The organism is Nissabacter sp. SGAir0207, from assembly GCF_005491205.1.
In the GTDB taxonomy this organism is placed as follows: domain Bacteria; phylum Pseudomonadota; class Gammaproteobacteria; order Enterobacterales; family Enterobacteriaceae; genus Chimaeribacter.
In genome coordinates, this window is record NZ_CP028035.1 from 688465 (window position 1) to 703432 (window position 14968).

The 14968-nt window shown below is 63.6% G+C and carries 11 protein-coding genes and 1 tRNA gene; all 12 read left to right on the forward strand.

Translation table 11 applies throughout. From position 1 onward, the window contains the following. The first annotated feature begins 23 nt into the window (after window positions 1–23). Complete coding sequence (gene dsbC / locus C1N62_RS03005) at window positions 24–740, forward strand: bifunctional protein-disulfide isomerase/oxidoreductase DsbC (RefSeq protein ID WP_137762232.1); 717 nt, start codon at window positions 24–26, stop codon at window positions 738–740. Between the two features lie 19 nt (window positions 741–759). Further along, entirely contained in the window at window positions 760–2493 is a 1734-nt protein-coding gene (gene recJ, locus C1N62_RS03010) for a single-stranded-DNA-specific exonuclease RecJ (protein WP_137762233.1), read from the forward strand. A 119-nt stretch (window positions 2494–2612) separates the two neighbouring features. Then, window positions 2613–3711, forward strand: a protein-coding gene (gene prfB, locus C1N62_RS03015; protein ID WP_137762234.1) for a peptide chain release factor 2 whose coding sequence is annotated in 2 segments (ribosomal slippage) — window positions 2613–2687 and window positions 2689–3711 — 1098 coding nt in all. Because the reading frame shifts where the segments join, the coding sequence is not laid out codon by codon here. A 9-nt stretch (window positions 3712–3720) separates the two neighbouring features. Next, window positions 3721–5238, forward strand: coding sequence for a lysine--tRNA ligase (gene lysS, locus C1N62_RS03020; RefSeq protein WP_137762235.1), 1518 nt, complete (start codon window positions 3721–3723; stop codon window positions 5236–5238). Window positions 5239–5406: 168 nt separating this feature from the next. Next, window positions 5407–8526: a chitinase gene (locus C1N62_RS03025; protein ID WP_137762236.1), complete on the forward strand. Its 3120-nt coding sequence runs from the start codon at window positions 5407–5409 to the stop codon at window positions 8524–8526. A gap of 99 nt (window positions 8527–8625) precedes the next feature. Further along, window positions 8626–8699: transfer RNA gene (locus C1N62_RS03030), tRNA-Gly, on the forward strand. Window positions 8700–8991: 292 nt separating this feature from the next. Continuing rightward, window positions 8992–9849 carry a glucose 1-dehydrogenase gene (locus C1N62_RS03035; RefSeq protein ID WP_137762237.1) on the forward strand — a complete coding sequence of 286 codons (858 nt, stop codon included), beginning with the start codon at window positions 8992–8994 and terminating at the stop codon, window positions 9847–9849. A gap of 10 nt (window positions 9850–9859) precedes the next feature. Continuing rightward, a complete protein-coding gene (locus C1N62_RS03040; RefSeq protein WP_137762238.1) occupies window positions 9860–10927 on the forward strand; it encodes a class I mannose-6-phosphate isomerase in 1068 nt (355 codons plus the stop codon). Between the two features lie 33 nt (window positions 10928–10960). After that, window positions 10961–11134 carry a hypothetical protein gene (locus tag C1N62_RS23115; RefSeq protein ID WP_168195796.1) on the forward strand — a complete coding sequence of 58 codons (174 nt, stop codon included), beginning with the start codon at window positions 10961–10963 and terminating at the stop codon, window positions 11132–11134. Between the two features lie 156 nt (window positions 11135–11290). Next, window positions 11291–11797, forward strand: a complete 507-nt coding sequence (locus C1N62_RS03045; protein WP_137762239.1) for a helix-turn-helix domain-containing protein — start codon at window positions 11291–11293, stop codon at window positions 11795–11797. Next, window positions 11790–13064, forward strand: coding sequence for a beta-ketoacyl-ACP synthase II (fabF, locus tag C1N62_RS03050; protein ID WP_137762240.1), 1275 nt, complete (start codon window positions 11790–11792; stop codon window positions 13062–13064). The genes C1N62_RS03045 and fabF overlap by 8 nt, the downstream gene beginning before the upstream one ends. Before the next feature lie 260 nt (window positions 13065–13324). Continuing rightward, window positions 13325–14962: a PTS transporter subunit EIIC gene (locus C1N62_RS03055; RefSeq protein ID WP_137762241.1), complete on the forward strand. Its 1638-nt coding sequence runs from the start codon at window positions 13325–13327 to the stop codon at window positions 14960–14962. Window positions 14963–14968: the final 6 nt, after the last annotated feature.

Here is a 14968-nt window from a genome sequence, read left to right on the forward strand (position 1 = left end):
GGGGGGCACTACAAGGAACAGGAATGAAAAACCCGATCATGTCGCTGGCCCTGCTGGCCGCGATGTTCTGTGGCGGCGCGCAGGCGGATGACGCCGCCATCATCAACAGCCTGAAGAGCCTCGGCGTGCAGCATATGGAGATCCAGCCCGCGCCGGTGGCTGGCCTGAAGACCATCCTGACCGAGAATGGCGTGCTCTACGCCACCGACGATGGCCGCTATATGGTGCAGGGGCCGCTGTATGACGTCAGCGGCAAGCAGCCGGTCAACATCACCAACCGCCTGCTGCTGAAAAAACTCGACAGCCTCGAGGGCGAGATGATCGTCTACAAGGCCGCACAGCAGCGCCATGTGATCACCGTCTTCACCGACATTACCTGCGGCTACTGCCACAAGCTGCATGAGCAGATGAAAGAGTACAACGCGCTGGGCATCACGGTGCGCTATCTCGCCTTCCCACGGCAGGGGCTGGCCTCGGCCACCGAGAAGCAAATGCAATCGATCTGGTGCGCCGCCGACCGCAACCGCGCCTTCGATGACGCGATGCGTGGCGACGCGCCGTCGCCGGCCACCTGCCAGACTGATATCAGCCGCCACTTCGAGCTGGGCGTGCAGTTTGGCGTCTCCGGCACGCCAGCCATCGTGCTGGAGAATGGCGCGATGGTGCCGGGCTACCAGCCGCCGAAAGAGATGGCAGCGATGCTGGATGCCCAGAAGGCGTCACACAATGAGAATAATTGATGATGGTGGTAAGCCCTGAGTGATCACGCAAACAACCCTGCGCCGCCGTGAGGCGGCCGAGGCCGGGGCGCTGCCCGCCGGTCTCTCCCCGCTGCTGCGCCGCCTCTACGCCGCGCGCGGCGTCCGCCAGCCAGAAGAGCTGGAGCGCGGCGTGCGCGGCCTGCTCAGCTACCAGCAACTGGGCGGCATTGATCAGGCGGTGGCGCTGCTGCAACAGGCGCTGGCCGATCGTCGACGCATCATGGTGGTCGGCGACTTTGACGCCGACGGCGCCACCAGCACCGCCCTGACGGTGCTGGCGTTGCGCAGCATGGGCGGCAGCGAGGTGAGCTATCTGGTGCCTAACCGCTTCGACGATGGCTACGGCCTCAGCCCGGAGGTGGTGGAGCAGGCGGCGGCGCGCGGCGCGGAGCTGATCCTGACGGTCGATAACGGCATCTCCTCCCACGCGGGCGTGGCGCTGGCGCATGAGAAGGGGCTTCAGGTGCTGGTCACCGACCACCACCTGCCGGGCGATACCCTGCCGGAGGCGGACGCCATCGTGAACCCCAATCTGGCGACCTGCGCCTTTCCCTCCAAGTCGTTGGCCGGTGTGGGCGTCGCCTTCTACCTGATGCTGGCGCTGCGCAGCGCCCTGCGCGACGCTGGCTGGTTCGCCCAGCGCGGGCTGGCGGAGCCGAATCTGGCGGAGATGCTTGATCTGGTGGCGCTCGGCACGGTGGCGGACGTGGTGCCGCTGGATGCCAACAACCGCATTTTGGTCTACCAAGGGCTGAACCGCATCCGCGCTGGCAAGTGCCGCCCCGGCATCCGCGCGCTGCTGGAGGTCTCCGGGCGCGAGGCGCGCACCCTGGCGGCCAGTGACCTTGGCTTTGGCCTGGGGCCACGGCTGAACGCTGCTGGCCGGCTGGATGATATGTCGATTGGCGTGGCGCTGCTGCTGAGCGACGACCTCGCACAGGCGCGGGCGCTGGCCAACGATCTCGACGCCCTCAACCAGACGCGGCGCGAGATTGAGCAGGGGATGCAGATGGAGGCGCTGGCGCTCTGCAACCAGCTGGAGCGCAGCACCACCGTGCTCCCTTCCGGTCTGGCGATGTACCACCCGGAGTGGCATCAGGGGGTGGTGGGCATCCTCGCCTCGCGCATCAAAGAGCGCTTCAATCGCCCGGTGATCGCCTTCGCCCCGGCGGGCGAGGGGGTGCTGAAAGGTTCTGGCCGCTCCATCGCTGGCCTGCACATGCGTGACGCGCTGGAGCGCATCGACACCCTCCACCCCGGTTTGATGATGAAGTTCGGCGGCCACGCGATGGCGGCCGGGCTGTCGCTGGAGGAGGCGCACTTTGAGCGCTTCCGCGACTGCTTCGCCGAGCTGGTGGGCGAGTGGCTGGATCCTTCGCAGCTGGAGGGGGTGATCTGGTCGGATGGCGAACTGGCGCCGCAGCAACTGACGCTGGAGACCGCCGAGCTGCTGCGCGACGGCGGCCCGTGGGGGCAGGCGTTCCCGGAGCCGACCTTTGATGGCGTGTTCCGCATCCTGCAACAGCGGCTGGTGGGCGAGCGCCACCTCAAGCTGATGGTGGAGCCGCTCGGCGGTGGCCCGCTGCTGGATGGCATCGCTTTCAACATCGACACCACCCAGTGGCCGGACACCAGCATCCGCGAGGTGCAGCTTGCCTACCGGCTGGATGTCAACGAGTTCCGTGGCAACCGCAGCGTGCAGCTGCTGATCCAGCATCTGTGGCCGCGCTAGGCGGCCGCCGGGGCGGCAGAAATCGGCGCAACTTGCTATAAACCCGCCGCCAGATCCGTTAGAATTATCGGTTCGAATGGCACTTCGTCACCGACGACTTAACGTAAGACTCATAAACCATGTTTGAAATTAATCCGGTAAAAAACCGAATTCAGGACCTGTCTGAGCGGACAGTTGTTCTGAGGGGGTATCTTTGACTACGATGCCAAGAAAGAGCGACTGGAAGAAGTAAACGCCGAGCTGGAGCAGCCCGACGTCTGGAACGAGCCTGAACGCGCCCAGGCGCTGGGCAAAGAGCGCGCCTCACTGGAAGCGATCGTTGAGACCCTCGAGCAGCTGACCCAAGGGCTGGACGATGTCAACGGCCTGCTGGAGCTGGCGGTGGAAGCCGACGACGAAGAGACCTTCAACGAAGCCGTTGAGGAGCTGGACGGTCTGGACGGCAAGCTGCAACAGCTTGAGTTCCGCCGCATGTTCTCCGGTGAGTATGACAGCGCCGACTGCTACCTGGACATCCAGGCTGGCTCTGGCGGCACCGAGGCACAGGACTGGGCCAGCATGTTGCTGCGCATGTACCTGCGCTGGGCTGAGGCCAAGGGCTTCAAGACCGAGATCATCGAAGAGTCCGACGGTGACGTGGCCGGCCTGAAGTCTGCCACCCTGAAAATCATCGGCGACTACGCCTTTGGCTGGCTGCGTACGGAGACCGGCGTCCACCGTCTGGTGCGCAAAAGCCCGTTTGACTCCGGCGGCCGCCGCCACACCTCCTTCAGTTCCGCGTTTGTCTACCCGGAAGTGGATGAGGACATCGACATCGAGATCAACCCGGCAGACCTGCGTATTGACGTCTACCGTGCCTCCGGCGCGGGCGGCCAGCACGTTAACCGGACGGAATCCGCGGTGCGTATCACCCACGTTCCGACCGGCACGGTCACCCAGTGCCAGAACGACCGTTCCCAGCACAAAAACAAAGATCAAGCGATGAAGCAGATGAAGGCGAAGCTGTACGAGCTTGAGATGCAAAAGAAAAATGCTGAGAAACAGGCGATGGAAGAGAACAAATCTGACATCGGCTGGGGCAGCCAGATCCGTTCCTACGTGCTGGATGACTCCCGCATCAAGGATCTGCGCACCGGCGTTGAAACACGCAATACCCAGGCCGTACTCGATGGCGATCTGGACAAATTCATTGAGGCAAGTTTGAAAGCCGGGTTATGAGGAACCGAAATGTCTGAGCAACAACCCCAAGGCGCAGATCAGGCGCAGGAACTGAACAGCGAACTGAAGGCGCGCCGCGAGAAGCTGGCCGCCCTGCGTGAAAAAGGCGTGGCATTCCCGAATGACTTCCGTCGCGAAAACACCTCTGACGCGCTGCACGCCGACTACGACAGCAAAGAGCCGGAAGAGCTGGAAGCGCTGGGCGTCGAAGTGACCATCGCTGGTCGCATGATGACCCGCCGCATCATGGGCAAGGCGTCATTCGCCACCCTGCAAGATGTGGGCGGCCGCATCCAGATCTACGTCTCGCGTGATGACCTGCCGGAAGGCATTTACAACGAGCAGTTCAAGAAGTGGGACTTGGGTGACATCCTGGGTGCGCGCGGCAAGCTGTTCAAGACCAAGACCGGCGAGCTCTCCATCCACTGTACTGAACTGCGTCTGCTGACCAAGGCACTGCGCCCGTTGCCGGACAAGTTCCACGGCCTGGCTGACCAAGAGACCCGCTACCGCCAGCGTTACCTCGACCTGATCGCCAACGACGAGTCGCGTAACACCTTCAAGGTGCGCTCCCAGATCATGTCCGGCATCCGCAGCTTCATGGTGGGCCGCGACTTCATGGAAGTCGAAACGCCGATGATGCAGGTGATCCCGGGCGGCGCCTCCGCGCGTCCGTTCATCACCCACCACAACGCGCTCGACATCGACATGTACCTGCGCATCGCGCCAGAGCTGTACCTGAAGCGTCTGGTGGTGGGCGGTTTCGAGCGCGTGTTCGAGATCAACCGCAACTTCCGCAACGAAGGGGTATCGCCGCGCCATAACCCAGAGTTCACCATGATGGAACTCTACATGGCCTATGCGGACTACCGTGACCTGATCGAGCTGACCGAAAGCCTGTTCCGTACGCTGGCGCAGGACGTGCTCGGCACCACCAAGGTGCCGTATGGCGATCAGGAGTTCGACTTCGGCAAGCCATTCGAGAAGCTGACGATGCGCGAAGCGATCCTGAAGTATCGCCCGGAGACCAACCTGGCCGATCTGGATGATTTCGACAAGTCCGTGGCGATCGCCCACTCGCTGGGCATCAAGGTTGAGAAGAGCTGGGGTCTGGGCCGCTTGGTCACTGAGATCTTTGAAGAGACCGCAGAGAGCCACCTGATTCAGCCGACCTTCATCACCGAGTACCCGGCTGAAGTGTCGCCGCTGGCGCGCCGCAACGACGAGAACCCGGAGATCACTGACCGCTTCGAATTCTTCATCGGCGGCCGTGAGATCGGCAACGGTTTCTCTGAGCTGAACGACGCAGAAGATCAGGCTGAGCGTTTCCAGCAGCAGGTTAACGCCAAGGATGCCGGCGATGACGAAGCGATGTTCTATGACGAAGATTACGTCACCGCGCTGGAGCACGGCCTGCCGCCGACCGCCGGTCTGGGCATCGGCATCGACCGCATGGTAATGCTGTTCACTAACAGCCACACCATCCGCGACGTGATCCTGTTCCCGGCAATGCGCCCGCAGAAATAAGCCTTCCTCATCTTTATCAAAGAGCGCCCCGGCGCTCTTTTTTATGTCTGTTATTTGCCGTGATTGATGTGTTATGACCGCAGGTTATACTTTTTGAGCGGCTAAATGATAGGAATAACAGGTGCTTAGTGAAAACCTTAGCGGACACCTTCCAATAAGGGGATTACCATGGCAACGCAACTTCCATCAGGGCTACATCTGGCCACCAGCGCCATCGACGTCAACAGCTGGTATCAACCGGTCACGCTGATCTTCAGCAACCACGGCAAGGCGGTGCTGGATCTCAATCAGGCCGAGCTGAATTTTTCCGCCAATGGCGGCATCGATGCCTACGCGCCGGTAGGCGGATCGCTGATGGGCGGCAAGATGCCCGACATCACCTTCACTGACGAGTGGCCGCTGAAGCACACGCGCGTGGTGCTGGATAACGGCGGGCCGCTGCTATTAGCGCCCGGCCAGCTTGGCACCTTGGTGTTCAACCTCGCTGCCGGGCAGATCCCGTTTGAGGTCAGCCACTGGACATTGACCCTCGCCAGCGGCGAGCAGGGTGAGGGCGAAGCGATCCCCGCCGAGGAGCCAACGCCCGCCGCCCCCGAGCCAGAGCCTGAAATTGCCCCGGAACCAGAACCTGAGGCAGAGGTGGCCCCGACGCCAGAACCTGAGCCTGAGGTTGCCCCCACGCCCGAGCCGACTGACAACCTGCCGCCGCCGGATTGGGAAGAGGAGGCGTCACCTGCGCCCCAGGAGCCGGCGGCGGCCAGTGTGGCGGTCAGCGTCAGCGCGCTGGCGTCCAGCAGCTGGTATCAGAAGGTGACCCTGAGCCTGACCAACGCCAGCCAGCAGGTGATCGATCTGGCCCACGCGGAGATTGAGTTCCTCGCCACCGGCCACCCCGATGAGTACAGCCCCTACGGCGGCACGCTGGCGGCCGGTGGCGCGCCCACCCTGACCCGTGACGGCGGCTGGCCGCTGGAGAAAAATACGCTGGTGCTGCCCGCCAGCAAGCCCATGACGCTGAAGCCGGGGGCCAGCGGGACATTAAGCTTTAGCCTGAGCGCCACCCAGACGCCGGTCACGCTGGGCGATGTGCACGTCACGCTGCAAAACGATCCGGCCCGGCAGGGGGAGCTGGCGTTGACCGCCCCCGGTTGCCCGCTGGCCGGTTTGCCCAGCCCGATAGTGGTGCTGGTGGATCCGCAGGGCAAATCCGTCACCCACACGCTGGCGTGGGGCAGCACCACGCGCATAGAGAACCTGGCCTATGGCCGCTATACCCTGCAACTGCCGGTGCTGGAGAGTGAGGAGGCGAGCCTCACCCCGCAGCAGGCGCAGCAGACGCTGTCGCTGTCGGCCAGCAACTCGCCCTACCAGGTGGCGCTGGCCTATCAGGCCCCGCACATCTTCGCCTCCGCCACCCTGACGCTGATGAACAACCATAGCATCCGGCAGGGGCTGATCCGCCTCAACCTGTCGCAGGGCGGCCAGACGCTGGAGGGGGATCACACGCTCTCCTTTGGTGAGTCGCTGACCCTCAACCGGCTGACGCATCAGGTGGCCTGTCAGGTCAAGATTGTCACCACCCATATCAACAACACCGAGTTCACCAACCAGTCGGCGCTGAACAGCTTTATCCCTAATAAAAACAGCCCGTTGGCCGTGACGGTGGGCTACCAGACGCGCAACCTCAACACCAGCGGCATGGTGAAGGCGACGCTCTCCACCACCTGCCTGCCAACCGGCAGCCATAAGCTGGAGGTGTCGTTGGTCAGCCCGGACGGCCTGACGCAGTACTACTTCACCCTGAATGGCAGCGGCGAGCTGGCAATCCCGCTACCGCTGGCGGCGGGTGACTACAGCCTGAGCGCGGGCCGCCTGAGCCTCAACGGCCGCACCTATCTGGCGCAGCGCGCCAGCGTCACGCTCTCCGCCAGCCAGAGCCGCATCCGGCTAGCGTTTGAGCAGGGCGTTGACCTCCAGGTGCGCGGCTGGCCGGACTATCTGGCGCACGGCGGTGTCACGGTCAACTCGCAGGCCAGCGTCACCGCCTACCAGAACGTGCCGGTCAGCGCGATCTTCAAGTATGACGGCTTCGACGGTGGCGGCGATCCGCTGCCCGCGCCGGAGGTGGATGAGAACGGCGACGGCTACCTCGATCTCCACACCCTGCCGGTGCACCGCACCTGCAAGGTGGCGCGCGAGATGGAGCAGAACAGCGGGCAGCCGGTGATGCCGGTGATGGTGGTCTACACCGCCAACGCCAGCGGCGGCAGCGCGCTCCCGGATCTCCAGGACACGCAGCGCCTGCGCAACCACTTCGGCAGCTTTATCACCCAGTGTGTCGCGGCGCAGAGTTACAAGGATGCCGCACACCCGGTGCCGGTGACCTTTGTGCTCAACCCGGACTTCCTCGGCGCGATGCAGCAGGAGCCGTATGGCTATGAGGTGGTGCGGCAGGCCAATAGCGTGCAGGTCAACAGGCTGCTAAAACAGGCGGTGCAGGATCTGGCACCGCTGCTTAAGTTCAGCGCGCCCACGCTGCCGACGTTCCGCGACGATCTCTATGGCTATGTGCAGGCGATCAACTTCATCGTGCGCCACTTCGCGCCCGACGTCCCCTTCGGCTGGCAGACCAACGTCTGGGCGACCGGCACCGCCGACTGGGTACTGCGCGAGAACGTGGACGCCCGCGCCCACGCTGACGCGGTGGTCAATTTCATTGATGAGCTGGGGGTCTACCGGGGGGAGGCGGTGCCGGACTTTATCGTCTTCGATAAGTTTGAGCGCGACTGCTTCAGCCCGGATGCGCTGGCGCACTATGGCTGGAACGCCTCCAGCTGGCTCAACTACCTGAAGCTGGTGAAGTACACCGCCGCCGGCTTGAACCGGCCGGCGATGATCTGGCAGATCCCCGGCGGCCACATGCCCACCGAAAGCGAAGGCACCTCGCTGATCCCTAGCAGCCACTTCGGCTCTGGCGGCACCTTCCTGATGGGGGACGATCGCATCGGCAGCAACGTCTCCGCCATCTACGCCGGGCTGCGCAACACGCCGCTCAACCCGGTGAACTATGGCGCGGCCACCGTCGGGGAGTTTTTGCAGCGCGACAAGGGCTACGACTGGGGCCAGCAGCAGGTGCACAACCTGCCGGATTACAACATCTTCTCCGTACTGTGGGGCGGTGGCTCGACCGTCAGTATCACCACCATCCACTCCAACGGTGATGACGGCGGCTGGCTGGCGGAAAAGATGCGGGCTTACTACGCTGCGCCACGCCGATTCTCCGCCTGACGCGGCCAATGCATCGCGATTGCTCAAAACACCGCCAATTGGCGGTGTTTTACTGCTTGTCTCTCAAGCGGTTAGGGTTATAATGCCCCTCACACCGACGCGGGTGTAGTTCAATGGTAGAACGGCAGCTTCCCAAGCTGCATACGAGGGTTCGATTCCCTTCACCCGCTCCAAACACCTGCTTTACCCTTCCCATACATGCTTCTGTTATCTGACATTCTTATTCCCTGCTATCACAGTATCAATCCAACCCACCCCCTTCGCCCATGCCTGAACCTTTATCCTGCGGTTTGGCCGTTTTGCCGGTAATCCTAATCTGGCTTGCAATCTCGTGCAGTCAACTATACTGAAAATCATGGCATCTCATTGCATAACCATGTGAGATAAGTCCAATTTTTAGCGTCAGGCCGTTGCCTGGCTCCGTTCTCAGGCTGGTAACAGCCCTCTGATACAGGAGAAAGCACGATGACACACTATCCGACCCCCCCACAGCCAGAACAGCAGCAGAGCGTACCGGGCACCATCTTTGATATGGACCCGAAACCCGACCATGGCGAAACCAGCTACCAAGGCTCCGGCCGGCTGGCGGGCAAAAAAGCCATCATCACCGGCGGTGACTCCGGGATTGGCCGTGCCGTGGCGATTGCCTATGCGCGTGAAGGGGCCGACGTCCTGATCTCCTACCTGAATGAGCATGAAGACGCCAAAGACACCGCGCGACTGGTGGAAGAGGCTGGCCAGAAAGCAGTGCTGGTCGAGGGTGACATCACCGAGCTGGCGCACTGTAAGGCGATCGTGGAAAAAGCGGTGGAAGCCTTCGGCCGCATCGACATTTTGGTCAACAACGCCGCCTTCCAGATGGTGCGCCAGTCGCTGGATGAGATCAGCGATGAAGAGTTCGACCGCACGATGAAAACCAACATCTACGGCATGTTCCGTCTGGTGAAGGCCGCGGTGCCGCATATGCCGAAGGGCAGCTCCATCATCAGCACCACCTCCATCAATGCCGACCAGCCGAAGCCGATGCTGGTGGCCTACTCGGCGACCAAAGCTGCCATGCTGAACATGTCTGGCAGTCTGGCGCAGTTGCTGGCAGAGAAGGGCATTCGCTCCAATACCGTTGCCCCCGGCCCAATCTGGACGCCGCTGATCCCGGCCACCATGCCAGCGGATCAGGTGAAAGAGCTGGGCAGCGCGATGCCAATCAAGCGCGTCGGTCAGCCAGCCGAGCTGGCGGCCCCCTATGTGATGCTGGCCAGCGATGAGGCGAGCTACATCTCTGGTGCCAACATTGCCGTGACGGGTGGCCAGCCCATCATCTAAGGAGGTGCGGATGGACGCTTACCCCTTATCGCTGACCACGCCGCTCGCCACCCATATCTTTGGCGGAGAGAAGATCCGCCAAATCCTCGGCAGGGCCGGGCTGCCAGAGGGCCGCATCGCCGAGACCTGGGAGGTGAGTGACGTTGACGGCATGATCGCCACCGTCACCAACGGCACGCTGGCGGGCAAAACGCTGCGGGAGCTGACGGAGCGCTACCCCGACGAGCTGGTCGCGCCCGGCTGGCGCGGCCCGCACTTCCCGCTGCTCAGCAAGTTCATCGACGCCAGCCACCTGTTGCCGGTGCACCTGCACGCCAATGACGAGGCAGCGCAGCGGCTTGAGTGCCAGCCCAACGGCAAAACCGAGGCGTGGCACATCCTGTGGGCCGCACCGGGTGCCACCTGCCTGCTGGGCGTCAAGCCGGGCGTGGATCGCGATACCCTGCGCGCCGCGCTGCTGGCCGAGGAGTATGACGCGGTGATGTACCGTTTCCCGGTGCGTGCTGGCGATACCTTCTACGTGCCGGGCGGGATGCTGCACTCGTTCGGGCCGGACACGCTGATCTATGAGATTGAGCAGACCTCCAACATCCAGCAGCACGCGATGCCCTGGCGGATGGAGGATGGCAAACCGCTGTCGCGCGCCACGCAGGAGCGCAACATCGACGCGCTGCTAGAGGAGCTGCGGCCGGAGCTGCGCACCGTGCCGTTCCCCGGCCTGTTGCGTGAAGAGACACCGGCCTGCCGCCGCATTATGTGCTGCGCTGGCCCGTACTTCGCACTGGAGCGCTGGCAGATCTCCGCCTCTTACGCCTACGCCTTCACCTCGGCGCAGTTAATCTCCAATATCGGTGAGCCGTGCGATGTGGAGGCCAACGGCCAGCGTTACCGGCTCGGCTGTGGCGAGAGCCTGCTGCTGCCGGCGGCGCTGGGCAAGGTGCTGTTGCGCGGGCCGGGCGAAATTCTGGTGGGGTATGTGCCAGATCTGGAACGTGACGTGCGTGCGCCGCTGCGGGCGATGGGCTGCGATGCGCGCAGCCTCGCACTGCTCGGCGACGTGGATGACCAGTGGCGGTAACCGCCGCCAACCCAACAACTGCAAGGAGAGAGAATGGCCAGTTATAAAGTGGTATTTGAACGTGAGGATGGCAGCCATGCCAGTGCGGAAGAGCTGGTGATCGTCAGCGAGCATGAGCTGACGGACAAAAGCCCGGAAGTGCTGGAACAGGCGAAACAGAAAGCCGGTGACAACGTCAAAATCATCTCGGTTGCCCCAGTGCCCTGAGCACTCCCCCCGCCCGCTGGGCGGGGGCCATTTCCTCCTCCACTTAGCTTCCTGCCTGTTTACCCCACTGCCTGCCCCCCATCGCGACCCATCCTGTTACTTGCAAAATGCTAGTGACCTCGCTAGAGTGACTTTCATTATGCAAGTGAGGTGGTGATGAAACGACGAGACTTGAGTGAAGAGGCGTGCCCCATTGCGCGCAGTTTGGAGCGGGTGGGGGAGTGGTGGAGCCTGCTGATCATGCGTGACGCCTTCCACGGTTTGCGGCGCTTCGATGAGTTCCAGAAGAGCCTGGCCATCGCGCCCAATATCCTGAGCCGCCGGCTGGCGACGCTGGTGGAGAACGGGCTGCTGGAGAAGCGCGCCTACAGCCAGCGACCGCCGCGTTATGAGTACCACCTGACCGAGGCCGGGCAGGGGCTGGCACCGGTGCTGCTCAGCCTGCTGCACTGGGGCAACACCTACTTTGCGCCCGAGGGGGCGAGCATCACGCTGGCCGACCGCGCCACGGGCCGGGTGGTTACGCCGGTGCTCTATGACCTCGAACAGCAGAAACCCATCAGCCTGGAGAGCCACCAACTGGTGGCCGGGCCAGCCGCCGATGAAAACATGGGCGCGCGCATCCGGCGCGCCAGCGAACAGCAGGAGAGCGCAAATGAGTAAGCAACGCATCGTGGTGACCGGCATGGGCATCGTCTCCCCGCTTGGCTGCGGGATTGAGCCGGTCTGGCGACGGCTGCTGGCGGGCGACTCTGGGGTGGCGGAGCTGCCAGCGGCGGTGGTGGCTGACCTGCCAACCCGCATCGGCGGCCAGGTGCCGGACATCGCGCACGACCCCGAGGCGGGCTTTGACCTTGAGCGGGCGGTGCCAGCCAAGGAGCAAAAGAAGATGGATCGCTTCATCACCTTCGCACTGGCCGCCGCCCGTGAGGCACTGGCGCAGGCCAACTGGCAGCCGGAGAGTGAGGCGCAGCGTGAGCGCACCGCCACGGTGATTGGCTCCGGCATCGGTGGCTTCCCGGCCATCGCGCAGGCGGTGACCACCACGGCAGAGAAGGGGCCGCGCCGTCTCTCCCCCTTCACCATCCCGGCCTTTTTGGCGAACATGGCGGCCGGGCACGTCTCGCTGGCCTTTGGCCTGAAAGGCCCGATGGGTACGCCGGTGGCTGCCTGTGCCGCTGGCGTGCAGGCGATTGGCGACGCGGTGCGCCTGCTGCGCAGTGATGAAGCCGATGTGGTGCTGTGTGGCGGCAGCGAGGCGGCGATCGATCGCGTCAGCCTCGGTGGCTTTGCCGCGGCGCGGGCGCTCTCCACCGGCTTCAACGACCAGCCGCAAGCCGCCTCGCGCCCCTTTGATACCGCCCGCGATGGCTTCGTGATGGGCGAGGGGGCGGGCCTGCTGGTGGTCGAGACGCTGGAACATGCGCTGGCGCGCGGTGCCACGCCGCTGGCGGAAGTGGTGGGCTACGGCACCACCGCCGACGCCTACCACCTGACCGCCGGGCCGGAGGATGGCAGCGGCGCGCGCCGTGCGATGGAACTGGCGCTGAAGCAGGCGGGTGTGGCACCGCATCAGGTGCAGCACCTGAATGCCCACGCCACCTCCACGCCGGTCGGCGACCGGGGCGAACTGGCGGCAATCAAGGCGCTGTTTGGTGAAAACAGTGGCCTGGCCGTCACCTCCACCAAGGCTTCCACCGGCCACCTGCTGGGCGCGGCCGGCGGCATTGAGGCCATCTTCACCCTGCTGGCGCTGCGTGACCAGATTGCGCCACCGAACCGCAACCTGACGCAGCCAGACCCGGCGGCGGAGGGGGTCGATCTGGTCGGCCCGACGGCGCGGCCCATGGCGATGGAGTACGCGCTCTCCAATGGCTTTGGATTTGGCGGCGTCAACGCCAGCGTACTGTTCCGCCGCTGGCAGGGCTGACGCGTCAAAACATCAGCGAAATCAATCAATCCCCGGCCCGCCTTGCGGGCCGTTTTCTTTTCTCTCCTGCCGCCCGCCGTGGGTTGAACGGTGGCGATTGCGCCGCCAATCGCCGCCATCCACCGTGAAAATCCCCGCTGTTGCCTGTCGGTGAAAATGTGACCGCTCTCATACTCTTACCGATGGCGTCTATACAAGCCACCGGTTCGTGACTTTACTCAAAAGGATGATTTTTCACCCTGCTTCAAGGAGATCGGGACATGATCAAGCTCGGCAGCAAGATTCATGATTTGGGTAAGGCACTGATGACGCCAATCTCGGTGATCGCCGCCGCCGGGATATTTCTCGGGCTGGCAGCGGCACTGCAAAACCCGGCCATTACCGGTAACGCCTTCGCCAACCTGCACTATCCGCAGCTGGTGATTGGCTTTATCCGGGCGGTATCTGGCGCGCTGTTCGCCAACCTGCCGCTGTTCTTTGCCGTCGCCACCGCGATGGGGCTGGCGAACGCCGAGAAGGCCACCGCGGCCTTTGCGGCCGGTATCGGCTTTATCAGTTTGCACGTCGGGGTGAACTTCTGCCTGAAGGCGCAGGGGCTGACCGCCGCTACCACCAGCGTCGCGCACCTCACCGGGCAGGGGATGCCGGAGACCGAGGCGATGATGTATGCCGCCGAGTTCACCAACACCCTCGGCATCTTCACCTACAACATGAGCGTGCTGGGCGGGGTGATCACCGGCCTGATTGTGATGCTGCTGCATAACCGCTTCTACACCACCGCGCTGCCAACGGCGATCGCCTTCTTCGGCGGCCGCCGCTTTGTGCCGATCGTTACCGTGCTGGTGCTGCCGCTGGTGGGGGTGGTGATGGCGCTGATCTGGCCAGCGGTGGCGCAGGCGATCCTGTGGGTCGGCGAGCTGATCGGCAAGACCGGCGTGATCGGCACCTTTATCTACGCCACCTCCGAGCGGCTGCTGATCCCGACCGGCCTGCACCACATCATCAATGAAACGGTGCGCTTCACCCCCATCGGCGGCATGACCACCGTAGATGGGCAGAGTATTGTGGGCGCGCTGAACATCTTCAACGCCGCGCTCTCCAACCCCGGCACCATGGCCGATGAGGTGACGCGCGAGGCGACGCGCTTCCTGGCGCAGGGCAAGATCCCGGTAATGATGTTCGGCCTGCCCGCGGCGGCGCTGGCGATGTACCACGCCGCCCGCCCGCAGCACAAGGAGCGGGTGAAAGCGCTGATGCTGGCGGGCGGTCTGGCCTCGTTCACCACCGGCATCACCGAGCCGCTGGAGTTCTGCTTTATCTTCGTCTCACCGATCCTCTACATCGTGCACGCGCTGCTGACCGGCCTCTCCTTTATGCTGATGCAGTTGATGCAGGTGATGATCGGTAACGTGCAGGGCGGGGCGATCGACTTCCTGATCTTTGGCGTGCTGGGCGGCGCACGCACCCACTGGTGGTATGCGCTGCTGCTCGGTCTGATCTATGCGCCGCTCTACTACTTTGTGTTCCGCTTTATCATCCAGCGGATGAGCGTGGAAACGCCGGGGCGTGAGAGCGAAGGGGAGCTGGGCGAAGTGACCAACTCGCCGCAACCGGCCACCGGTACCACCGCGGCGGTGGGCAAGGCCACTGCCGATGACAAGGCGCAGGTGATCATCTCCGGGCTGGGCGGCGTCGGCAACATCGTGCAGGTGGACTGCTGCTTTACCCGCTTACGGGTGAAGGTCAATGACATGGCGCAGGTGGCGGATGACAAGCTGAAAACCACCGGCGCGCACGGCGTGAAGCGGGTGACGGAGCATGACGTGCACGTCATCTACGGCCCGCAGGTGGAGACGATAGCCAATCAGGTCAAGGTGGCGCTGGGAGCCACCGGCTAGCAGGGA

Bases quoted from the DNA above. Each gene is read 5' to 3' on its own strand.
- lysS (WP_137762235.1), top strand. From the start codon at position 3,721: ATGTCTGAGCAACAACCCCAAGGCGCAGATCAGGCGCAGGAACTGAAC.
- dsbC (WP_137762232.1), top strand. From the start codon at position 24: ATGAAAAACCCGATCATGTCGCTGGCCCTGCTGGCCGCGATGTTCTGT.
- C1N62_RS23115 (WP_168195796.1), top strand. From the start codon at position 10,961: ATGGCCAGTTATAAAGTGGTATTTGAACGTGAGGATGGCAGCCATGCC.
- C1N62_RS03055 (WP_137762241.1), top strand. From the start codon at position 13,325: ATGATCAAGCTCGGCAGCAAGATTCATGATTTGGGTAAGGCACTGATG.
- C1N62_RS03045 (WP_137762239.1), top strand. From the start codon at position 11,291: ATGAAACGACGAGACTTGAGTGAAGAGGCGTGCCCCATTGCGCGCAGT.
- fabF (WP_137762240.1), top strand. From the start codon at position 11,790: ATGAGTAAGCAACGCATCGTGGTGACCGGCATGGGCATCGTCTCCCCG.
- C1N62_RS03040 (WP_137762238.1), top strand. From the start codon at position 9,860: ATGGACGCTTACCCCTTATCGCTGACCACGCCGCTCGCCACCCATATC.
- C1N62_RS03035 (WP_137762237.1), top strand. From the start codon at position 8,992: ATGACACACTATCCGACCCCCCCACAGCCAGAACAGCAGCAGAGCGTA.
- C1N62_RS03025 (WP_137762236.1), top strand. From the start codon at position 5,407: ATGGCAACGCAACTTCCATCAGGGCTACATCTGGCCACCAGCGCCATC.